This window comes from Paenibacillus mangrovi, from assembly GCF_022898935.1.
Classification (GTDB): domain Bacteria; phylum Bacillota; class Bacilli; order Paenibacillales; family Paenibacillaceae; genus Paenibacillus_AQ; species Paenibacillus_AQ mangrovi.
This window is the reverse complement of the sequence record NZ_JALIRP010000004.1, coordinates 1-22,000: the sequence shown is the minus strand read 5'-3', so window position 1 is coordinate 22,000 and position 22,000 is coordinate 1. Positions and strand designations below refer to the sequence as shown.

The 22,000-nt window shown below is 43.1% G+C and carries 19 protein-coding genes and 2 pseudogenes; 1 reads left to right on the top strand and 20 read right to left on the bottom strand.

Annotation, left to right across the window (positions count from 1 at the left end; translation table 11 throughout):
- Nucleotides 1-157: 157 nt before the first annotated feature.
- The 17 genes and pseudogenes from MUG84_RS10765 to MUG84_RS10690 all read right to left on the bottom strand — a co-directional run bounded on the left by MUG84_RS10765 (nt 158) and on the right by MUG84_RS10690 (nt 18,949).
- Nucleotides 158-787, bottom strand: a complete 630-nt coding sequence (locus tag MUG84_RS10765) for a Type 1 glutamine amidotransferase-like domain-containing protein (protein ID WP_244725008.1) — start codon at nt 785-787, stop codon at nt 158-160.
- A 908-nt stretch (nt 788-1,695) separates the two neighbouring features.
- Nucleotides 1,696-1,986, bottom strand: coding sequence for an alpha-L-fucosidase (locus MUG84_RS10760; protein ID WP_244725007.1), 291 nt, complete (start codon nt 1,984-1,986; stop codon nt 1,696-1,698).
- A 36-nt stretch (nt 1,987-2,022) separates the two neighbouring features.
- Nucleotides 2,023-3,693 (bottom strand): type 2 periplasmic-binding domain-containing protein, encoded by a 1,671-nt coding sequence (locus MUG84_RS10755; RefSeq protein WP_244725006.1) that lies wholly within the window; start codon nt 3,691-3,693, stop codon nt 2,023-2,025.
- Nucleotides 3,694-3,744: 51 nt separating this feature from the next.
- Nucleotides 3,745-4,647, bottom strand: coding sequence for a carbohydrate ABC transporter permease (locus tag MUG84_RS10750; RefSeq protein WP_244725005.1), 903 nt, complete (start codon nt 4,645-4,647; stop codon nt 3,745-3,747).
- Between the two features lie 14 nt (nt 4,648-4,661).
- Nucleotides 4,662-5,582, bottom strand: a complete 921-nt coding sequence (locus MUG84_RS10745) for an ABC transporter permease (RefSeq protein WP_244725004.1) — start codon at nt 5,580-5,582, stop codon at nt 4,662-4,664.
- Between the two features lie 107 nt (nt 5,583-5,689).
- Nucleotides 5,690-5,983, bottom strand: a complete 294-nt coding sequence (locus MUG84_RS10740; protein ID WP_244725003.1) for an FCD domain-containing protein — start codon at nt 5,981-5,983, stop codon at nt 5,690-5,692.
- A 193-nt stretch (nt 5,984-6,176) separates the two neighbouring features.
- Nucleotides 6,177-6,368 (bottom strand): annotated as a pseudogene (locus tag MUG84_RS10735) (transposase); the annotation flags it as partial.
- A 94-nt stretch (nt 6,369-6,462) separates the two neighbouring features.
- Nucleotides 6,463-7,428, bottom strand: a complete 966-nt coding sequence (locus MUG84_RS10730) for a phosphotransferase enzyme family protein (RefSeq protein ID WP_244725002.1) — start codon at nt 7,426-7,428, stop codon at nt 6,463-6,465.
- Between the two features lie 77 nt (nt 7,429-7,505).
- On the bottom strand, nt 7,506-8,255 hold the full coding sequence (locus MUG84_RS10725) for a class I SAM-dependent methyltransferase (RefSeq protein ID WP_244725001.1): 750 nt from the start codon (nt 8,253-8,255) through the stop codon (nt 7,506-7,508).
- A gap of 541 nt (nt 8,256-8,796) precedes the next feature.
- Nucleotides 8,797-9,978 carry an ABC transporter substrate-binding protein gene (locus MUG84_RS10720; protein WP_244725000.1) on the bottom strand — a complete coding sequence of 394 codons (1,182 nt, stop codon included), beginning with the start codon at nt 9,976-9,978 and terminating at the stop codon, nt 8,797-8,799.
- Nucleotides 9,979-10,230: 252 nt separating this feature from the next.
- Complete coding sequence (locus MUG84_RS10715) at nt 10,231-12,084, bottom strand: alpha-mannosidase (protein ID WP_244724999.1); 1,854 nt, start codon at nt 12,082-12,084, stop codon at nt 10,231-10,233.
- Between the two features lie 50 nt (nt 12,085-12,134).
- Complete coding sequence (locus MUG84_RS10710) at nt 12,135-12,884, bottom strand: glycoside hydrolase family 38 N-terminal domain-containing protein (protein WP_244724997.1); 750 nt, start codon at nt 12,882-12,884, stop codon at nt 12,135-12,137.
- Nucleotides 12,885-13,290: 406 nt separating this feature from the next.
- Nucleotides 13,291-13,488: pseudogene (locus MUG84_RS27635) on the bottom strand (hypothetical protein); the annotation flags it as partial.
- Nucleotides 13,489-13,565: 77 nt separating this feature from the next.
- Nucleotides 13,566-14,276, bottom strand: coding sequence for a DUF421 domain-containing protein (locus MUG84_RS10705; protein WP_244724996.1), 711 nt, complete (start codon nt 14,274-14,276; stop codon nt 13,566-13,568).
- A gap of 281 nt (nt 14,277-14,557) precedes the next feature.
- Nucleotides 14,558-15,397, bottom strand: a complete 840-nt coding sequence (locus MUG84_RS10700) for a VOC family protein (protein WP_244724994.1) — start codon at nt 15,395-15,397, stop codon at nt 14,558-14,560.
- A gap of 513 nt (nt 15,398-15,910) precedes the next feature.
- Nucleotides 15,911-17,113 (bottom strand): pectin acetylesterase-family hydrolase, encoded by a 1,203-nt coding sequence (locus MUG84_RS10695; RefSeq protein ID WP_244724992.1) that lies wholly within the window; start codon nt 17,111-17,113, stop codon nt 15,911-15,913.
- A gap of 453 nt (nt 17,114-17,566) precedes the next feature.
- Nucleotides 17,567-18,949 (bottom strand): MFS transporter, encoded by a 1,383-nt coding sequence (locus MUG84_RS10690; protein WP_244724990.1) that lies wholly within the window; start codon nt 18,947-18,949, stop codon nt 17,567-17,569.
- Between the two features lie 150 nt (nt 18,950-19,099).
- Here MUG84_RS10690 and MUG84_RS10685 point away from each other — a divergent pair, with 150 nt between their 5' ends.
- Nucleotides 19,100-19,942: a helix-turn-helix transcriptional regulator gene (locus MUG84_RS10685; RefSeq protein WP_244724988.1), complete on the top strand. Its 843-nt coding sequence runs from the start codon at nt 19,100-19,102 to the stop codon at nt 19,940-19,942.
- Between the two features lie 234 nt (nt 19,943-20,176).
- On the opposite strand, the gene MUG84_RS10680 is transcribed toward MUG84_RS10685, so the two are convergent.
- The 3 genes from MUG84_RS10680 to MUG84_RS10670 all read right to left on the bottom strand — a co-directional run.
- Nucleotides 20,177-21,082 (bottom strand): DUF4240 domain-containing protein, encoded by a 906-nt coding sequence (locus MUG84_RS10680; RefSeq protein ID WP_244724985.1) that lies wholly within the window; start codon nt 21,080-21,082, stop codon nt 20,177-20,179.
- Nucleotides 21,083-21,238: 156 nt separating this feature from the next.
- Nucleotides 21,239-21,727, bottom strand: coding sequence for a GyrI-like domain-containing protein (locus tag MUG84_RS10675; protein ID WP_244724983.1), 489 nt, complete (start codon nt 21,725-21,727; stop codon nt 21,239-21,241).
- 179 nt (nt 21,728-21,906) lie between these two features.
- On the bottom strand, nt 21,907-22,000 hold a 94-nt coding region (locus MUG84_RS10670; protein ID WP_244723193.1), incomplete at its 5' end, for an IS3 family transposase.

The following is a 22,000-nucleotide window of genomic DNA, read 5'->3' as shown; positions in this document are numbered from 1 at the left end:
TCCATACGTCTAGTATTTATATTATACGGACACATCTTTATAAAATCCTGACATTTTAATGTGTCTACCACCTGTTCATACAATAAAATCTGATAAAACCAAATCAATCGCGAAAAGCTGTAGTTCTCCGTTAGTTCAGTCTTCCTGTTCACTACATTCATTCGATAACAATAACTTCACCATCCCTCAAAGCTTTAAAAAGAATTTTATTATCTATCATATATTCAACTGCATTATCCATATCTTCAGATTCTTTATGATCCGACTTATAATGTGGGGCAATAGCATAATTCAAAATATTTAATCCTTCCCAAATCGTTTGATGTTGTTCTCCGTACGGTTTCTGATTGGGGTCATCTACTAGGTGAATCCCCCTTAGTGTTGGTCCTAGGATACATATACCTGCACTGTATCCCCCATAAACAATATTTTTACAGTCTCTATGATATTCTTTAATAATCTCATCAAAACCACTCAATTTCATTGCCTGTGCTAGAACGAATGTATTACCGCCTCTAACCCATATAACATCATAGTGTTCGAGTTTTTCTTTAAGTGTTTTTGAGCTGTTAAAGTACTGTTTTAAGTCTAAAATATCCACAATAAATCCCAATCTTTCAAGATCGGAAATATTCAATGCAACACTTTTGTTCCTTCTTTCCAAGTCAGTTGCATAGTCTAGTGCATTATGAATAAAAGCAACATGTTTATTCCCATTAGCTGTCATTTCTTTCAATCTTAATTCTTCAGTTCCAATTTTATATGATGATGATAAAAAAAATTTCAATTATATTCTCTCCTTGAGCCATAATTTATTTATAAACGAAATAAAACACGATTTCCGGTCAAAACAATTATAATTTCTCCGCCTCATTAAAAATTCCTTTTTTGAACTATCCTGTCCTTTAGTTGAATAAAATAAGCAGGCTTAGGCAGCCTGCTCAACAATGTATGATATTCAGCTATCGTGTCCCGTTACTTCAATCCTTTATTTGTCCCCAACCTTATCCGGGATAGTGTTATGGTTATAGTCTAATTGTTCTTCAGACAATCCCAACATCAATTCATCACAAAATAAGAAAACCGCATTGTAACTTTGCTATAAGTAATATGATTTTAGCCATTTTTTACCTCAAAATAAATAGCCATCCTAACACTACCGCATATTGGAACTATTTTGTCCATGAGTCACACATGCTAGGGTATTCAGACCCTGTTTTAAGCGAAATCTTTCTAATCGATTCGATTTAAACAGAAAAAGCGCCGCGCGACGCTTTTCCATTTTGCTGACAATTTGAGGCATGTGGAACTTCCATACAATAGATTAGCGATGGCGCCTCCGGCGGCTTGACAAACAAAAGCTTCAAGCATCGCCGTCCAATGTATATCGATGCATAATTATACATTTATCATTAATTATGAAATTTTTTTCTCACTTATTTGAAAAATCTTCTCACTAAATATGACACCACACAATGTGAACCCTCATCAGCGTTTAATGATCTAGACTATTCTAAACCACATCGATTTTCTGACAGAACAAATTGAGATGTTAGATCAAGAGATTGCTCAAAGAGTTAGCTCTTTTCAGGAAGACTTAGAACGTTTGGACTCCATTCCTGGCAGCTCCTCGCATGGCCGAGCAAATTTTAGCTGAGCTTGGTCCAAACATTGAGAAGAGTTTCCTAGTGCGGCTCAATTATGTGCCGTATCGAAGAGGCAGAATCCATCATGATGCTTCGCGGTGAGCACCACGTATTTCGCACCTGCTTCCTTCGCCTGCCGAGCCCATTCCCTAGGATTATAGTTCGTAGGATGGAACTCATCTGCCAGACTTTCATAGGTTTCAACATCCAGATGCTGACTGCTATGAGGCATTAATGGCCAAGAAGCTTCAATTTCGCGTAAAGCATATGGACCCCAATGAATAAATACGCCGAATCGAGCTTCATCAAACCATTGCGCCTGTGGGTGAACTGCTTTCATGAATATTCAACTCCTCTTGATTTATTCTCCGTGGTTTTATTTCAGTGAAGACAAGAACTCTACTGTCTTCGTATCGGATTGGAATGCAGATGTATCGAACGGCGCGGTCATCGCTTTCTGTGCCATCTCCAGATACTGCGTCAATCCTAATTTCTGCAAGCCGTCCACATAAGTCTGCCAATCCTTCTCGATCGATTTCGCTCCATTAATGAACTGAGCCATGGATTGCTTCACATACTGTTCAATATTTGTCTTTAGCAATGCGAAGTTCTGATATTCCTCTGGTTTGATCCAAATAACCCCTGGATACACTTGCTTCGGTTGATGACCGGCATAATTCTTCATCGTCTCTAGCATCAACAGAGATTCCAACCCATCCGCCGAAAATGGTGCCTTCGCTTCAACGAATCCGTTTCTCCATGTGGTATTCTGGAAAATTGGCCCCATCTGGTTCCAGCCTTCGTTCTGCTTCGCGCCGGCAGAGTAGAATTTATCAGACTGCGTAATGAACAGCGCTTGTTCCCCGCTCAGACCCTTAACCCCGGCTCCTGCTTTGGTCCAATACTTCCCTTCCTGCCCGAAATTCATCATTTGGGTGCCTTCAGGCGTATAGATGAAATCGACGAGTTTGATCATTCGCACAATTTGCTCTTCAGTAGCGTTTTTCGTAACGACAAACGTTAGGGATTTAGGCGTATTTCCGCTGAATGCCGCATATTGAGTACCATCCGGCCCTTTCAATGGGGGTACGGTACTCCAATTCGGATAATTCGGGTTGGCGGTATCAATAAATCCCGCGCTGTACAAATAAGGTACTACGCCTACTTTGTTCTGCGCAGCCAGCTGCTTGATGACCTCGCCCTTTTGGCTGAAAGCTTGCTTATCAATGAGTCCTTTCGCGTACAAATCACGCATATAGGTAAGGCCTTTCTTCCACCCTTCTTGCATAGGCGCATAGCTCACTTTCCCATCCTCTACGTTGAAGAAATCGGAGCCATTGTCATAAATGAAGGCATTCATGAGGAAGATTGTCAGGTCAAACCCGTCAGATGTGCCGGACAACGGCACAAGCCCATTATCTTTAAAGGTTTGCAGCACATTTGTCAGCTCATCCGTCGTCGTTGGCATGGACAAGCCGAATTTTTTCAGATCATCGGTATTAATCCAGAATTTCTGTCCCCAATAGCAATGAATGCATGAATTATAGCTTGGGACGCCATAAATGTTCCCATCCGGTGCGGTCATCGCTTGCTTCAGACCTGGCGCGGTCTCAATCGCTTTCGTCAAATTAGGAGCATACTTCTCGATATAAGCATTGAGCGGGACGATGATCCCTTGCTGTGAATATTTCAGAATATCTGATGGTGAAAAGCTGCCCGACCAGAAGGCATCCGGATAATTGCCGCTGGACAGCAGAAGGGATTGTTTTGTTAAATAATCGCTGGATGGCGCAATGTTCCATTGAATATTCAGCTTGAAGGTTTCTTTCACATAATTGGTGAACCAGTTCGTTTTGAGGTCTATCACATCTGAAGACGGAACCGCGAAGAAGGAAACATCGACCACTTTGTTTTTGTCGACCGTACCATTGTTATTCGTTGATACATTATTGTCCTTTGGATCCGTCGAATTGCCTGAACAAGCGGATAATATGATCATGATGGATGCCATCATGAGAGCCAATACCGTTCGATTGAAACGAATCATGCATACCCCTCCAAAATTCGAAATGGATTTCACCCTCACGACCCTATGTGCTTATTCTTTGATGGAACCCACCATCACCCCTTTGACGAAGTATTTTTGAATAAACGGATACAAAATCAACACCGGTATGCTTGCGATAACAATCACGGAATATTTCAGAAGTGTCTTCATATCTTCGAACTGCTTGAGCTGTTCTGGAGATAACATAATCGAGTTCGTCGAGACATTGTTTAAGACCAGAATTTCACGCAACACGAGCTGCAGCGGGTAGAGATTTTCACTATTCAGGAAGATCAGCGCGTTAAAATAGGAGTTCCAATTGCTCACGGCAGCCCAGAGCAGTAATACTGCGATGACTGGCTTGGATAATGGAAGGACGATATGTGTTAAGAAACGCGTATCATTGCATCCATCGAGCTGAGCGGCTTCATATAAATCATTAGGGATCGAGCTTTGGAAAAATGTTTTGGCGACAATAATCGAGAAGATATTGAGCGCGCCTGGAAGGATCATGGCCCAACGTGTATCGAGCAGATGAAGAGATTTGATAACGAGATAGTAAGGAATTAATCCGCCGCTGAACAGCATCGCGAACAACAGCGCCCACATGAGGACTTTCCTGCTCATAAACGTCTTTCGTGATAAGGGATATGCCATCATAATGGTTAGAGCAACGCTAATGATGGACCCCGATACGGTATAGATGAAGGAATTGAGGTAACCCGTCCAGATTTGCGGATATTGAAACACGGCTTGATACCCGTACCACGTAGGTTCTACTGGGAACAACCATACTTTACCGGAGGTGACTGCGGCAGACGAACTGAACGAAGAGCTGATAATATAGATTAAGGGGTAAGCAACGCATAGTAGAATGATACTTAGAAAGATATAAATAACAACAATGCTCACTCGGTCGCTCAAAGGCTCGCGAATGTGAATGGCTTTCTCCATGGCTATCCCCCTCATCAGAACAGACTCGAATCCGAATATTTTCTAGCGAGCACATTCGTTGTGAAGATTAGAATGAACCCAACAACGGAGTTGAATAAGCCGACAGCAACAGCGAAGCTGTAGTTGGTGTTCACCAACCCGATTTTGTACACATACGTCGATATGACTTCGGACGTACTTAGGTTCAACATATTCTGAAGCAGGAAGACCTTCTCGAATCCCACGCTCATCAACCCGCCTACCGCTAAAATTAATAGCACGATGATCGTTGGACGAATCGCAGGCAAATCGATATGTATGATTTTCTGAATGCGGGATGCTCCGTCAATTTTGGAAGCTTCATAGAGCTCAGGATTCACGTTCGCTAATGCTGCAAGATAAATGACGGCGCCATAACCTGTCTCCTGCCAAACGCCAGACCATGCATACAGTGATGAGAACGCTTTCGATTCTCCTAAAATATCATAGACATTGTCTACGCCGAAGAGATGGGATAGTTGACCGTAAAGACCTGTTGTGGGGGATAAAATAATGTTAATCATGCCGACTAACACAACGGTGGAAATAAAGTAAGGGGCGTACGTAAACATCTGCACGATTTTCTTAAAGCGTTGGTTCTTCACTTCGTTGAGTGCGAGTGCGAGTAGAATGGCGGCTGGAGTTCCGATACATAATGCGTAGATGCTAAGTAGGAGCGTATTTTGGATGATTGGCCAGAAGTATGGGGAATCGAAGAACATCTCGAACTGCTTCCCTCCGACCCAGGGACTGTGCCATATGCCTTGCATGGGGTTGAACTCTTTGAACGCAATCTGGATGCCGAACATCGGGACGTAATTAAACGTGATGAGGAATAGAACGGGTAATGCCACGATACAATAAAGCTGCCAATGCCGATAGATGTTTTTCCACAAACTCACTGTGCGAACAAACATGATCGTCCCCTCCGCTATTATGTAATCGTATTCAATACTATATATCGTGTATGATTTGTTTAGAATAATATCATACACGATTTATAGTGTAAAGAAGAATATGGACGTTATTTGAAGTTGTCTCGCAACCGTTGATAAGCCTGCTGTAGATGGATTCTGGAAGCCCCTACGGCTATTTCTGTATCCTTCTCGAGCAAAGCTAACACGATCTTACAGTGTTCTGCAATCTCTGCGCTCATGTCGATTTTGTAATGGACCAAGTTTAAGTAGCGGTGAACCCGCTCGATTAATGCCGTGACCATCTGCTTCAGATTCTCATTGCCTGAATCAGCAAATATCGTTCCATGCAGATCATGATTCATCTTGGAGATGACGTTCTCTTCGTGGCTCGCTTCCCACATTTGTGGAGGCCGGTCTTGCTATCGTTACGGGTCGGTGCCCTTTGGTTCAATACATCCGGTACTCCGTGCTTTCTTTGAAATCCCGCGAATATGACAAAACTCGTACAATGAAACGGAAAGTATGGTTAAGCTGTTAGCTTGATTGGCATCGTTTTAGGAGGATTGTAGTTGCGAGCCATTCCAACTAAAATAACTTCGGATTGTTCGCAACTAAACTCATCGTCATCATGAAGATAAAACGTCGGAGGCGAGAGCGCCCGCGTTTGCTAATCTTCATCTGCACTGTCCATTTACCTGAACTTGCTTCTGCGAGGTTAAAACCAGCATGACGCAGCAAAGCATTACCGTGCGCTAAGCTACTTAAATCCCCCGCCTCACCGATGATGGGATTTTAAGGGCTATGACCCGTTGCGTACTCCCATCGTACCTTTTTTGCAAAGCTGATAATTAACGCTCTACAGGAATGCTATCGTGTCCCGTTAGCATAATAATCTTTCGTTTAGAATACGCAATGTCTCTATGGCATTAATAACAACCGTTGTCTTTTCTTCTTTGGAATTTTTATTGACTTCTAACATGTCTAATATATCTTTACTCTTTCTAAGTAACAACACATCGGAGTAAACATCGATGCTTTTTTCTTCTATCGAGCTAAGCGGCCTGACTGATTGATAACCATTCAAGATTGATTCATAAGTGCTGTAATCAAAACAAAGCCTTATTACTGCTAAATCATGTATCCTCCACCCGTAAGCACAATGATCGAAATCGAAAATTTTAAATCCGTGTTCAGGACTATAGTGAATGTTTGATGGGTTTAGGTCACCATGAATTAACCCAAAAACCTCGCTGGTTATAGGAAGTTGATTAATACGTTCAAGCATGAAGTTTGCACAAGTTTTGAAAAAAGATATATCAGATAACTTTAAGGTTCTAATATACTTTTCCAAAACTTCTAACGGCTCCTTTATCAAATAATATTGATCCATCTTAATCCGAGAGTATTCACTTTTGAATTGGTCAGCTTTCTTATGAAGAGCCGCAACTATTTTTCCAAAAATCTTTGCATCGCTAAGATTGATATCGCCTATCTGACTTCCTTCTGCATGATGAAATAGGGCTATATATCGAAGCTCATTATTGAAATATACAGTGTTGAGGGATTCATTTTTAATACTTCGAATTGGAAAAGCTACAGGTACCCCCTGACTGTGAAGAAACTCCAGAAAATCTAGCTCAAAACGAACATCCGTATTTGTTCTAATTTGGCTTTTTTTATGTTTATAAAGCCTTAGAACAAATCTGCTTCCATTTGCATCAATGGAGTAATGATCATTAAAACTTCCTCTTAGAAAATTACACTGTATGGGCCTAGAAAGGTTGTATATTTCCTCCAAGGCACAATGTAGTTGATCTTGTTCAATCAGGTCACCGTTAATATTCATATCGCTCCCATCTCACTAACAGCCTAAAATTTTATTGAAAAGTTATAACCCTTTGACTCAATTGGTAGACAATCTAATTAGTCTTTATGCCCTATCATTAAAAAACGTTTTGTTGTATCATCAATCGGATCAAAAGGCTTACCATCCCATGTGGTCATTTCGATTCTATCAAATCCAGCAGCTATTAATAACTCTCTCGTACAATGGGTGCTTACTGTTTGTGAATTAATATATTTAATCGTTACCTCATCCGTATTTGTATTTATATATGTTTCCTCATGCTCAATTGTTGATGTTGCATTATTATATTCGTGGCGAATTAGCTTATATATTCCATTCTCTAGAGACCAAGTCTTATTGAAAGTATATCGGTGTTTATGCTTTCCATAGTTTTCGTTCCACATCTCATATATGAACACTCCTCCACTTCTTAATAATTGAAAAATGTTTCTAACAGGTTTGGCTGTGATTTCGATGGGATCAATCCATGTAGCAATATCAAATTGATTATTATTGTTTATATTATTGATGTCTTGAACGAAATAATTCGAGTTCGGAAAATCACGGTTACTTTGCTTAGACTGTTCAATGAACGTTTCTGATAAATCGATACCGGTTACATTATATCCATTTTGTAACCATACTTTATGATATCTAGACAAGCCGCATGCAATATCAATAATGTCACTACCGTGACGCTCAAAGATAGATAGCATTTGGGTTGCTATAAATATTTGTTCATCCACATCGTCAAAACCCCAATTAATATAATCTTTATCGAAATCTTCATCACCATAGCGAAGCATACACTCTCTATTAATTTTCATTTTTTCATTCCTCATGGTTAGATTTGTAAAGTTCTACATAATTTCAGCTAACGTCTTATTCACGAATTTCATTCCATATGTAGAAGTATTCGCGTAATTATTTAGCTATCCTGCCCGTGTTACTCAGATCCCGTGAGCTATTCTGTTCATCCCACTACTTGTTAAACCGTGATTAGGCTAGTTGGGGCTTTGAACCCGAATCACAAGCGATAATGTGGACGAGAAGAAGATTAGGGGCTGCCGGCGCAAGAGAATACAAAAAGGGTCGATTTCAGCTAGTGCAACGAGGCAACGCCCTCTATCTTCGATTTCTTCAACTTCAACTCCACTAGCTTTGAGATTGGCGTGTAGTTGTTCAATGCTTTTGGCCGCATCCCCCTTTTCACGTTATGGATTATTTTACCACACAAGAAAATAACATTTAACTGTATGTTTGTAAACGATCTCTTTGTTAGGTATTCTGCCCTTTAGTTGTGAAAAGGCTACCCTATTGAAACCTTAAAGCATTCAACTATCGTGTCCCGTTAGCGTAACAAAGCTATTAAGCATCTATGTGCAGTTCAGTTGTTAGTTTCTCACGAATTCGATTTTCCATGATCTCAATTGCCTCGTCCCAAAGTGTATATTTCCGCACAGCTCGCTCCATTTCTTCCTTAACAATACTTCCGACCATGTACTCATAAGGACTTTGTGGATTCGGCCAACCAACTTTGGTTCCTCCGAACACCCATTCCATGTTGATTCCTGAAAAAGAGGGAGTTTCTTGTCCGTACTCCTTTTCGTATTTCTTACCAGTTAAGGAAGAGAACCTTCCGAGTTTGGTCTGATAGAGTTGAAACTCTTCTGATACTAAATAAGCTATAACTTCAAATACCTCTTCCTTCTGTTGGGATTCAGGGTGCAAAGTTAAAAACCAACCTCCATCGTTTAGTGACGGCACCCTAAGCGTACTATCAATCTGCGGAAAATTTACGGCACCTAATTCAAAAGACAGCTTACGAGTGAACATTTCAGGGGAGTCTATTGACATTGCAACATTACCATTGCGTCGGAAAGCTCTGCCGTATATGAAAATGCGCTCTTCGGTATCTTGAATATTACCTGGAATTCCGTAAGCACCTTTTATAATGCGGAAATATTCTTCACAATTGCTTTCCCGCAGTATAGGTTGGTGGGTTTCAGGATCAAGGAACCTAATTCCCATCTGCATTTTTAAAAGTGCGGAATCGCCTATGTCTAAACCGTAATATGAGGTATCGTCAATCGTTCCGGTTACTTTCGTTGCTAATGTGATTACTTCGTCCCATGTCATTCCGTGTTGGGGAGGAGGTACATCAAACTTGGCAAATATATTTGCATTGTAAAATAGGGCATGCGTATAAGTTGTACCTCTACTGAAAGGGAGTCCAAATATTCCATGTTCATCAGAAACCGATTTAAGTAAATCAGGATCAAATAACTGAAGGCTAACCCCGGAGTTTTTCAAGTATGGTGTAAGATCGTAGGTCTTGCTCTTAAAAAACGGTTCATCGCTAATATCCATTCGAATATCAAGCCCTCTATTTTTTTCCCAAGCTTCCCAGGCCTCCAAAGAAGTATGTTCACTCGAGTCTTGTACGTGGGCAAACAAGAATTGTGGAAATTTTTCTTCTAGCTTCGAAGCGATCATGGACTCGAATTCATGGTCAAACCACTTGGAGCAAAAAGCGATTGTTTTCTTCATACCAAAGCCTCCCATTATTGTAATATAATCATATCCAACAATAGAACAATTGTTCCTATCTGTAAATATATTTATTTTTATATCCATCATACTCTACTGCCCGTTAGTGAATGATCATTTTTGCAGCATGAACTCAAAAGAAACGAAATTCAAGAAAAGCCCATACCTATAGGCATGGGCCAACAACATTTATCTAAAATAACGGCAATGTATCTTCAAGCTAAATATATTGTACCATCTGGAAACTAGGAGTTATTTGAGAATGAAGCTTGCAGGTGCGTATCCATTAAGGTCAAACGTCAGTTGGCTGTCCTTAATTTCCAATAATTCACCGACTTTTTCTCCTCGGAGGTTGACCGGCATCGCGGTTGAGAACTTTGCTGAAACTGGTAGGGTGACGGTGAGTTTACCAGAGACACCGGCCTGCTCCCATACGCGCAGAAGAGTGTCATCTCCATCGGGGTTGGGTCCGAATGCAGTCAAAAGTATACCTTTACGGGAGACGCTGACACCTGTCTGTTTTGCAGGTAGAGTTTTGCCAATGCCAGTAGCTGTAGTCACCATTAATGGATTACGGGCTTCAAGCGCAGGTGTGGCTATGACGGCGTCAGTCGGCATTTTAGTATCGAAAGTCCAAAGGCGAACACGCGAACTCCAGGTGCCAGGGTACCAGTAGCGGAAATTAGTGTTCCACTGATTGTTGTAGAGATTTAGATACACTACGGGTTCTTTAGGAGTAAACTCAGTAGCATCTTTAGAAAACTTCCAGCATCCGGGACGGTCAAGGCTGACCAATGGATGGTCGAGCGGACAAACAGCGATGCCGGCGCCTCCGGCGTCAGTGATGGTCACACCATGGCCAACCGAGAATAGGTCCCGATTAGCACCCGGAAGAATGTCTGTTACGGGATTCATGACACCAAGTTGACGGTGCACATGGAACTGAGGCGTAGCTACCTTGAACGGCAGGCAGAGCCAGTCAGCCTCAGGCCAGTTATCCTTCTCTTTATTCTGGATTGTCAGCTCAAGGTCTATGTACGGCTGGTGATCATCTAGAGTGATCTTCAGCACCGTAGCCGGCATGTGGTTGGTTGGGTCGGCTGGGCACTCGATGGTAGCAGAGTTCAACCCCATTCTAACGATACCTTTAGCACAAGAGGCAGCTCGGTACGGTACCTGTTTTTCAGAAATCATACCACCTTTGTGCATACCAGGATGTGGCCAGTCTTTGGCACGATCCATCTGGTAGGTCATAGTGTAGTTTAGCGTCTGTTCAAAGGTAAAACGTTCGTTGTGGTATTGTCCGAGTTTATGTGTAGCGGATGAGTCTACCCACTCACGCCCTGAGCGCTTATCAATAAGAGAGGCAATAGAACCGGTGGATGGGTCTAGAATAATCTTGAAAAACTCATTTTCAAGACTATTTCCAGCTTGACTAGGTCCAGGTTCGCATTTTGTGTTTGCTTTGTGTGTATAGGTTTTGTATCCGCAGGCTGGTACATTTTTGGCAAAGAAGACAAACTGACTGTCACTCCATTTTCCAAAAATCTCTTCCCCGTCACTATTGTCAATCAATGAAAACACATCATTTTTTGACTCTACTGCAACAACCCCTGAACGAGTCCAGGGTAATGGATTGTACACAATGATGTCGCCTTGAACTGTATTTACATTTTCGGCAAGTGCTTTGAGGTTAGCGTTAGAAATAGTACTGGTAATATTGGCGGCGGTGCGTATGTAATCAGTTTTATCCTCCCATGAAGCTTCAAGACGTGCCACAAGCTCAGGATCGGCATTACTAAAGTCATCCCCGTATTGCTTAATGTTCGGCGATATACCCCAGGTATGCTCTCCATAGAGCAGGATATTTTCATAAGCGCGTGCAACATCATTGGCCACTGATGGCTGCGGTACACCCCATATACCGAGCTGGGTGTTAAGCGCCTCGGAGGCAGCAAGTTGCGGATGTACGGTACGGGAGGTCTGAATACCTTTAGGGTCACACATTATACCGTGGATCCAGGAATCAGGCATTTCTCCCCTAACCACCGGTAGCTCTGGTTTGTCAGCGAGGATAGATGCTACGAAATCGTCCATCGTGCCCATACGGATCTTGACACCAGGCTGCCTGTCCTGTGCTTCCTCGAAAAGTTTATTTATGTCTTCGGCAGACGGGGGTCCGGAGTTGTCCAGGGTGACAAGAATAGCAGGCCAGACTTTGTATGGCCAACCTTTAGGGGGGACAAAGTTGTGGCCAATGTTAGGCTCCCCCTCCCCCCACTCTTCAGGCCAATTAAGCCCGGTGGCAGTTCCGTAGGTGCTGGCAGGATACGAGAACCATCAGGGCCTTCCCACCAGAAGAGTCCTGGTGTGGTGACATAGCCGCTCGGCCAGTTGCAACCGATGTGAATAAACTTGACTCCACTGTTTGCCAGCACCGTCGCCAATGCTCCACCGTGAGAAGGGACGTCGGTCATTTTGCTGGAAGTGGGCAAAGGCATACTGTACTTGCGGCTGAGGTTGGAGGCGAATGTTAATCCGCGGGCTATTTCCTCCGGTTCGCAAGCATCTGACTCGAGCGTGAACGGTAACGCATGGAACTTGAAACGGCCGGACTTCACATAGTCATCGAGGCGTTTTTGGCGCTCAGGCGTCTGGCCCTCCCAGTCATCTAGTACCCTGGACATGACCCAGCTAGGGCTCGTCCAAGCAAATTGTTGCTCTGGGGGTGTTTCTTTCCCTTGATCCATGATGTCCATTGCCTTATCAATCATGGAGGTGCGGATGTAGTGGACGAACTCTTTGACACGGTGCGTATAGCCTATGTCAAAGTGTGTCTTACAGACAACAATGACCTCTTCCAGGTTCGACCATTCCAATTCGGACTCTGAATCATGATCTCTCATAAAACACCTCTTAATAATTAATTATGGGTATTTCACTTAACATCTCCGCATATTGTGGGGTATTCAAAGTAATAATAGGTCATTCCATACGTCTAGTATTTATATTATACGGACACATCTTTATAAAATCCTGACATTTTAATGTGTCTACCACCTGTTCATACAATAAAATCTGATAAAACCAAATCAATCGCGAAAAAGTCATTAGTACTCTAATTGAATTGTTTAATTAACCTGCCCGTTAGCACAACGCGGCTGCCGATCCATGCCGGCAGCCGCGTTTTAGTTATTTACTAAGCTATTGTGTCCCGTTAGCGTAACATAGACTGTCTCTATATCCAAAATCACAATAAAAATGTACCCAAATAATAGGTGCTGCCTTTTTCATCAGCATCCCAACCATCCCCTAGTCACTTTGTCTTTCATAAACTATCCCTCTAATTCGTTCCTCACTTAAATTGAAAATTTCAGCCAGTGCCGCTATGGTTAATCCTCCACAGTATTTTCTGAATATTTCCTCATTTCGTTGTCCCATTTCATCCCGTATCCCAGTTGAAGTTCCCCAGTTTTGACGTTCAGTTTGCGGAATATAGATGTGCTGTCCTTTTACATACGTGTCCCGTTAGGTTAAGCTTTACTTGTATCGCCCTTCCTCCATTCTCTCTTATGCTAAGGTGAAAATTAGGGGGTCCTTGGTTCCCGAACCACATGCACCTGTACAGTTAGCTTGCCGTCTACTGTTGCCAAGATTACGTTATATAATTCATGGGGCCGTATTTCCGTTTCCAGCCATACGCGGTCCTTTCCGATCTCGCGCAGTAGCGCATGTTCCATGTGGCCGTCCGTAATGATCGGTTTGGTTAGATTGAAGGGTTGAGTGGTCAGCTTTAAGTCAGCCGGAGTTACGGGCTGATATGCTGTATTCAGGAAAACAGAAAGTGTACCGCCTGGTTCCCAGGCTGCAAAGGCGACCTTCGAGATGTCCTCAACATTCGCTTTTCGTAGCTCAGCATACAGGAATTCAATGGGCAGCTTCGCTCTCGACAGGTTCCGATAATCAAGCTTCCCGTCCAGAACAAGGGGAATCGCCGGCGGGTCGAATAATTTTTTGAGGAGCGGGATCTTCAGACTGAGCCAGATGGCGGCAGTGTACAGTAAAACAAGGGAAAAGGTCGAAATGAGGGCTCCTTTTAATCCAAGATGCTCGTCCGAGAGCGGATGGGCGATAATATTTCCGAGCGTAAGTGCGATAATGAAATCAAGAAACCTGAGCTGGGAGATGGAACGCTGGCCCATCATTTTGGCAGCAATGATCAGAAATACAAATCCAACAATGCTTCGCACAACCCATTCTAATGCCGTCAAGGAGTCTTGGCCTTTGAAAAAATCCATGCACGCATTCCCTCCGTCACTTTATTGCCAACAATTAGGTTCCCCTACTATAATCCACTCCATACAAATGGTGGTAGCTGCTTGAAACGATTCCAACGAAACGCGTTAGATTTAATTTAATCAGCAACCAAGACAACCCCGCTCTACTGCCCGTTACTTCAATGAAAACGGCATCTGATCGTTTGACCAGCTACCTCGATATCATGATTCAACTATCGTCTCCCGTTAGTGCAAAGGTCTATCAGAGGTTTTTTGTCACACTCTGGTCGTTTACGATTCAGTTAATATTTATATACATTAAATCGGTTGCCATCTGGGTCATAAAAGTGAAAAAACGCAAAAAAACCACCAGTAATGTAGTCAGAAGTACGGATACCGTTATCTCGTAGATATTGAAAATATTGAGAAAAAGCCTCTCCATCATGAGTGACACAATAAGGGCGGCAAGGTCCATCTACTGGTCCATTATCCGGTGCGTCTTCTGAAAGTTGGTCAAGCCACCAAACGGAATGTACATCGGAATGATGTTCCAAAGATAACCCCATTTTTAGGGACCCTTTTGTAGAGTAATCCTCCAATAATACCATCCCTAAATATTTTTCATACCACGTTCTAGCCTCTTGAAGATTTCTTACTCCAATACGAACCCAACTTCCGCCAAAGCGTGAACCGTCTTGAATATCTTGGCTTTCTGCTGCGGTTAATCGAGTACCTTCGAATCCCCAAAAATCAAAGTGCCCCTTACCATCGGCTGTGTAATAAATGTCAGAAGTACGTATGCCTTCTTTTTGGAAATAAGTATGCTCGGCTTCTAAGTCACGCGTAGCATGACACCAGCGAACGTTTGGGTCAACCGTGCCACGTTCGGCGAAAAAATGATTAACTCTTCTGTCCGTCAGTACAGATTTGAGCCATAAACCAGCTCGCAACTCGGTCATAATTTCCGCTGTAGATAATTTTTCATTTTTCCCATTCATTACTTGCTTTCGGGTAAATCCCATATGTTTTTCATACCATTGGACAGCCATTTCATGATTGTCCCAAATTACATCGATTTGTCCACCGTCATATGCCAATTTAGGGACAGATGTAACCGTAGCTGGCTGCTGCGTAACCTCCATCGGGCAAACCTTCTTTCCTCTTTTCTTAGTACAAGTAAGAATTCAATGCTCACCAATATATTCCTGGAATAATGAAAAATATATTGATAAACTATCCTGCATATCATCCGACACCTTGGCCTAATTCCACCAACTCTTCACGAAAATCGAATTTGTTTATTTCGTTCCCGCTCCGTTTGATTTAGAAACCTACAGGGAAAAGACCATTATTCAAATATACGGAGTGCGAGAACATGTTATCTTGGAAGACATTTTACAGCAATATGATGCATCTTTTGAAACCAACGTCAGAGAAATCTCAGTGTATCCTGATAGCTAGTTTATTGAATTATACCAATTAGGAATAAGCCGCCTCTATGACTGTTAGATTCGCTATTGTCACACGCCTATAGACTAGTTCTCGCATGCTTATATCCTGTAACTGCTGTCGAAGATTATTGCACGACACCACTACACCATATACTGGGACTTTGATATAAAAAAAGGAACCCCTAGACCTTACAACCGACAGCGTCAGCCGTCATTCTCTACAAAATGCCGCCCCACGGAGTAATATACATCCTTATTCACGGCATCGTCCAACCACTTCATCAGCTTCACCCCGTCCTGTTCGGCTTTGTAGAAATGATTTAATGAGGAGAGTGTATGTGGTGTTCGGCCCGTCTTCTCGTTAAGATCGTAATCAGTGATGTAATAATAGTAGCCTGGCAATACTTCAGTTAGCTCTCCCGCAGATTGCAGCATGCGTGCCGACCAGCGATGCACATACTCGCCATCGTCCGAAACATCACCATTCAGATCCTTTTCAAAGTCGAACAGCAGCTCATCATAAAGTGTATTGGATTGCAAAAGTACCGCATTGTCCGGGAGCAGCTTGCGGTTCGCCGCGAGTACGGACGAAATCAAATCGCCGTGGACTTCATAACCAAAGGTTGCTGCAAAGTTGGCCTTCCATTCGTTATCGATAATATCTGGCCAGCGGTCGGCATTTAAGTAGGAACCGTCCGAATATTGATAAATACGGGCATCTGGGTAGCGTTTCGCAATCTCAGGCGCCCAGAAAGCAGCTCCGAATCCTCCGGCGCTTTCTCCCGCAATGAGGATCTTTACCGGCGAAGCGAAATGGTTTGCAATCCATTCCAATGCTGCGCGCGTATTGGCTTGCCCGTTGTAACGCATTGTAAACGGCTTGCCTTTGGCGTCCGTATATTCCTTGGATGCATTCCCGATATGCAGATCACCAGTAGAATAAGGGATATATACAATATTCCAATCCTTGAACGGATTGTCAGGGTTATTATTTTTCAACAGGCCGCCAAGCGTACTTACTTTAAAGAATGGAATGTTCGGAAAGTAATATTTGATCTCACCGTTCTTCATTACATTACTCAGACTGATCGGCTGCGCGGCAGTCACCGCATCCCAGGCCACACCGCCCCCAGAAAAATAAATGATCAATTTATCTTCTGTAGCTGCTCCCTTATTGGCAAGTAAATAGTATTCCGAACCGTCGGCAGAAATTACTTGTGCATCATGGTCAAACTTGATTTTATTCCAGACATAGCGCTCCGCAGCAGCCCATTTATCCGGTTCAGCAGGCTTTTCAAGTATGAAGAAATAAACATAACCCGCCAAAACACCCAAAATAAGTGCGATTCCGCCTATCGCAGTCAGGAGAATCTTGTTGATTCTTTTCACTGTTTTCTTTTTTGCCACACAAAGACCGTCCTTTCAACCAGCGCTTCTATCTTTCTTCCACCCATTAGCAGAACAAAATACATCGTCCTTGCTCCAATTAAATACAATATCGTAATCATCTATATTTAATGTTCTTAATCTAACATCCATCTCTCTTCCTCCAAAGCTCGAAAATATTTCAGTAATCTTTTTGTTTTGCATTGATTTCCTATAACTTCTTATTCACGTCCTTAGTAAATAATTCCATGTGTGGGGTATTCGCGAAACTTTTGTACTATCCTGCTTATTAATAAGAAAAGGCATCCGACACAAAATGTCGGCTGCCTCCAAAATTCTTATTGCATTAATGTTCCCGTTAGAGTAATGAGGTTGCAGGTCGATCGCTGCAGAAGCCTAATGATACAATCTCTTTGCTTTATCGTTCTCGGTTAATTTATCAAATGAATTATGTGAAGCCTTCGTTTATTGCCGTTATTGTTTTCTGCCGATAAATGCAAACGACAGCAAGCTGCCGCCGAAGAAAATAACAGTTGTAACGATAAGCGACATATGCATTCCGGCAATAAACGATTTGCTGCCACTCAGAATCGAGCCGAGGATGGCGACCCCCAGCGTCGCGCCAAGCTGACGGCTCGAATTGAGAGCGCCTGAAACTGCACCGGTCTGTTCCTTCGGGACAGAAGAGATTACGGCCGCCATCAACGAGGGAATCGTAAAGGACACTCCGAAACCGATCAGCAGCAATCCAATCATCGTAATAACATAGTTCGTGTTCACTTCCGTCCACACTTGCAGCAATGTACCTACTGCACCAAGGCTAAAGCCGACAGTCATCGGTATCCGCGCTCCGATTCTGCCAACAATTCGACCGGTCAGAATTGGATTAAAGGCCAGTGGAATCATCATTGGAAGGAGCGTGAGTCCTGCTGTGTGGGCCGATAATCCGCGCGTTTGTTGAAAAAATAATGGCAGTACAAATAAAATTCCGGACAGGCCGATGTTAATCGCCATCCCGGCAAGCATTCCGGCCGATACCGTCGTATTCCTAAATAGCCGTAACGGAAGTAACGGTGTCTTGCCTTTCGCTTCAACAATCAAAAATATGATGGCGCTCAACAGAGCCAGACTAAATGCCGCGAAAATAACCGGGGAATTCCATCCGTACGTTTCCCCCTCCATCAGTCCGAACGACAATGCAGCTATGGCGACAATGGCTGTGATTTGCCCTCCCAAGTCAAAGTATTTCCGCGGTTTACGGTCCGTTTCCCTGACGAGCAGGAAAGTCATGATTAAGCTAATGCCTGCAAGCGGCACGTTGAGAAGGAAAATGCTGCGCCAACCGAACGAGTCCACCAATAGCCCACCGACAACAGGTCCTGCCGCCATCGCTGCCCCGGTAACTGCTGCCCAAATGCCAAGCGCCCGGGCACGTTCAGCTGATCCAGGGTAGGCATGGGCAAGCAGGGTGAGCGAGGCTGGCATCAGAGCTGCGCCTCCTATACCGAGTATCGCACGTAGCCCGATAAGCGCGCCTAGCGTCGAAACGGCTGCAGTAGTGGCCGATGCTACGAGAAATAGGGCCAGACCGCACGTATAGACACGTTTGGCCCCAAGTTTGTCAGCAAAAGCACCCATTGATAGCAGTAAACAGGCAAACACAATCGTGTATGCGTTGACCACCCATTGAAGGCCGGATATTCCCCCACCCAACTCGGCGCGAATCGCAGGCAGCGCGATGCTCACCACCGTCATATCCAAGAGCACCATAAAGTATCCGAGCGAAAGTCCGAGAAGCAACAGCCCTTTGGCCAGCTTGCCGGTACTGCTGGTCTGTATTGGCATTGCTTTTTCCAAAGTAAGTCCCCTTTCAGTGCAATTTTAAGTATTTGCCATTTCGTCTCATTGAAAGTGTATAATGAATTGTATACTAGAATAAGATGAGGGTTTATCATAGGAGTAATTCTCCTACGATATGTGTCTGACAAGGAGAGCAGGAGCAAATTTATGGAACAATCAAACAATACGCGGCTTGATGAGCTGGCGCAGTTTTTGAGGACACGTCGTGCCCGTATTTCACCCGAGCAAGCTGGTCTGCCTAATGTAGGCCGTCGGCGCACGCCGGGACTTAGACGCGGGGAAGTGGCGCAACTCTCTGGTGTCAGTGTGGACTGGTACACATGGCTGGAACAAGCGCGAAATATTCAGGTATCGGCTCAAGTGCTAGAAAACATTGCCCGAGCTCTCCAGCTTGATTCGAATGAGCGCAAGCATTTATTTTTGCTGGCCCTCCAGCAGCTGCCTGCCGATCTGACGCCAGTCGAAAACAACATTAGTCAGACACTTCAGAAGTTCCTTGACCTACAAGGGAGTAGTCCGGCCTATGTTACTGATCAACGCCTAAATATTGTTGCATGGAACAAGGCTGCAAATTTGATTTATGGGGATTATGGGGCTATGTCAAAGCGCGAGCGAAATACTGTTTGGCGGACGTTCACTTCGCGATACGTGCGTGAATTGCTTCAAGGAAACTGGGAAACACATGCCCGGCATCGGTTGGCTCATTTTCGTGCCAGTTACGGTAAATTCGCCGGTGATCCTTGGTGGATGGAACTCATCGGGGATTTGAATCAGGTAAGCGCGGAATTCAGGGCATGGTGGCCCCAGCATGATGTTCTGAATGGACCTGAAGGAAAGAAAATTAATCATCATCCGACGGCCGGACTACTTGTATTTGATCAAATTTCGTTTCTTGTATCTGATTCTCCCCACCTTACGGTCACGATCAATATCCCGGCAAACGATAACGATACGATCCCCAAGCTTAATAAGCTTTTATCGAGTAATTGATATAAAATCGGCCCGATCTTGTCGATCGGGCTGAATCTTTCTTATTATACATTTCTGCCGTTAGCTGAGAAAAGGCTGATACGTATGCCGGCGGCCTTTTCTCGTGTTTACTGAACTATCCTGCCCGTTACTTCAATGAAAACGGCAGCTGATCGTTTGACCAGTTGCCTCTATATCATGATTCAACTATCGGTCCCGTTAGTTCAACTCCTCAACAGGATACATCCGCTTCGTTTATCGCCAACCTTCTTTATTTTCAAATGATTCATAGCTACAGCCTGTTCCATAATAATATTCCTTACCTGTTCTCTTGACATAAGCTTCATGAGCAATGCTAATAAGGATCTCAAATCCCTCGTCTTTAGGCATATCACAAGGAGAATTCAGTGCCAATTCATAAAAGAATTTCCCTTTTGCGACAGCGGCACAACGAGCGTACAAAAATCCATCAGCTGAGATATAATCTTCTTCCTCATTGTAAGCAAATTCCCCAATTTGCTTGGCATGCTCTTTCGTATCTAGCAAATATAGCTTGTACGCCAAAGTTTCGTCGAATCTTTTAATATTACTGACACTGGTCTTAGCGAGCTTCATTACTAAAGGGGAAGCGGCATCTTCTTCGTCCTTTTGTTGAAGATCGAGCATAGATATGTATGTCCAAAATTCAACATCTGTCATCATTTGTTTTGGTACGTGTATTCGATGTTTGTTCTCTTCTTCACGCTTGAGTCTTTCAGCTTGTATTTCATTCTCATAGTTTTCACGATCATTTAGCCAACGCCACTCCCAATAAACTGGATGTGCACAAGAAGAACTCAAACTGCCGCTATATTTATTGCATTCAACCATCTTCTCATGTTCTGATACAGGAATATTACCTATATACAGAAAGTCTTTAGGTATTTTCCCATCATACCAACTTATCGCAGATTCGTTCTTATAACTGAATCGATTTTGAATAAGAATCATTTGTAGTTGTTGATCAGAAACCGAAGGTATTCTTGGTTCCAGATAAGTCGTAACTGCTATTAAAAGTGATTTATCCACTTGATTTATAATACGTATCGCACCATATCGTCCATCAGGCAATACGACAACGAATAAGTCACCTGGATGAGCATTTGTTTTTTTGGTTTTCATTATTTTCACCATTTCTAATGTAATTATGGATGATCTTTCATTCAACTATCCTGCCTGTTAGTTCAATAAAATAAGCAGGCTTAGGCAACCTGCTCGACAATGTATGATATTCAGCTATCGTTTCCCGTAAGCTTAATCCACATTTGCGAAATGCCATTACTTCTTGCGAACGGGAAAGCAAATATCCGTAATGGACTCCGCAGACTCGGGATCATGATTTCTTTCATCGTAGATTTCGATATTATATAGCCCAGCAAGTTCATATCCACTTTCTTTTAACCACGTAGAGTATAAATAAGCATGTACGGCACCTGCATTTTCGAAAGGGCCATTGAATGTAAATAAAACATAAGTATTGGCTGGGATCTCTCTAACGACCATTTCATCCGGAATGTCCTCGGTCGAAGAAACTTCAACTCCAATAAAAAATTCAAAAAGGTCCGTTTCGGGATTATAATCTTCAGGGTCCGTACTAAGACCAAATACTTCTCTTTCGTTAATGCAACTTTTGACTTCCGCTCTTCTTTCCATGAAATTCGCCGATAGATTAAGCGTTGTCCGATTCTGTTGCACATCATAGAGAGTTACTTTAGCCGCTAAACCGATTAATGTCATGGACGGCTTTTCGATGATGGTTGCTTTCATGCACTTCCTCCTTAATGAATCTGATTTGAGTAAATTCAATTGAAATTTTTGTAGAAGTTGTCCTTAGCGATTTTTTCCATTCGTCAATTATTCGCGAATTGATTGAACAATCCTGCCCGTCAACAAGCAAAAAGGAGCTGCCTCCATGAAGTGACCCCAAAAAGTTAGACATTATATAGTTAGGCCACCTCTAACGCATGAGTTCGGTACTGTACCGGGCTCATGCGTTTTAGTTTTGCCTTTATTCGTTTGTGGTTGTAATAGTGGATATAT

Bases quoted from the DNA above. Each gene is read 5' to 3' on its own strand.
- MUG84_RS10760 (WP_244725007.1), bottom strand. From the start codon at position 1,986: ATGAAAGCAGTTCACCCACAGGCGCAATGGTTTGATGAAGCTCGATTC.
- MUG84_RS10755 (WP_244725006.1), bottom strand. From the start codon at position 3,693: ATGATTCGTTTCAATCGAACGGTATTGGCTCTCATGATGGCATCCATC.
- MUG84_RS10750 (WP_244725005.1), bottom strand. From the start codon at position 4,647: ATGGAGAAAGCCATTCACATTCGCGAGCCTTTGAGCGACCGAGTGAGC.
- MUG84_RS10745 (WP_244725004.1), bottom strand. From the start codon at position 5,582: ATGTTTGTTCGCACAGTGAGTTTGTGGAAAAACATCTATCGGCATTGG.
- MUG84_RS10740 (WP_244725003.1), bottom strand. From the start codon at position 5,983: ATGTGGGAAGCGAGCCACGAAGAGAACGTCATCTCCAAGATGAATCAT.
- MUG84_RS10730 (WP_244725002.1), bottom strand. From the start codon at position 7,428: ATGAATATTAACGGTGACCTGATTGAACAAGATCAACTACATTGTGCC.
- MUG84_RS10725 (WP_244725001.1), bottom strand. From the start codon at position 8,255: ATGAAAATTAATAGAGAGTGTATGCTTCGCTATGGTGATGAAGATTTC.
- MUG84_RS10720 (WP_244725000.1), bottom strand. From the start codon at position 9,978: ATGAAGAAAACAATCGCTTTTTGCTCCAAGTGGTTTGACCATGAATTC.
- MUG84_RS10715 (WP_244724999.1), bottom strand. From the start codon at position 12,084: ATGGGCACGATGGACGATTTCGTAGCATCTATCCTCGCTGACAAACCA.
- MUG84_RS10710 (WP_244724997.1), bottom strand. From the start codon at position 12,884: ATGAGAGATCATGATTCAGAGTCCGAATTGGAATGGTCGAACCTGGAA.
- MUG84_RS10705 (WP_244724996.1), bottom strand. From the start codon at position 14,276: ATGGATTTTTTCAAAGGCCAAGACTCCTTGACGGCATTAGAATGGGTT.
- MUG84_RS10700 (WP_244724994.1), bottom strand. From the start codon at position 15,397: ATGGAGGTTACGCAGCAGCCAGCTACGGTTACATCTGTCCCTAAATTG.
- MUG84_RS10685 (WP_244724988.1), top strand. From the start codon at position 19,100: ATGGAACAATCAAACAATACGCGGCTTGATGAGCTGGCGCAGTTTTTG.
- MUG84_RS10680 (WP_244724985.1), bottom strand. From the start codon at position 21,082: ATGAAAACCAAAAAAACAAATGCTCATCCAGGTGACTTATTCGTTGTC.
- MUG84_RS10675 (WP_244724983.1), bottom strand. From the start codon at position 21,727: ATGAAAGCAACCATCATCGAAAAGCCGTCCATGACATTAATCGGTTTA.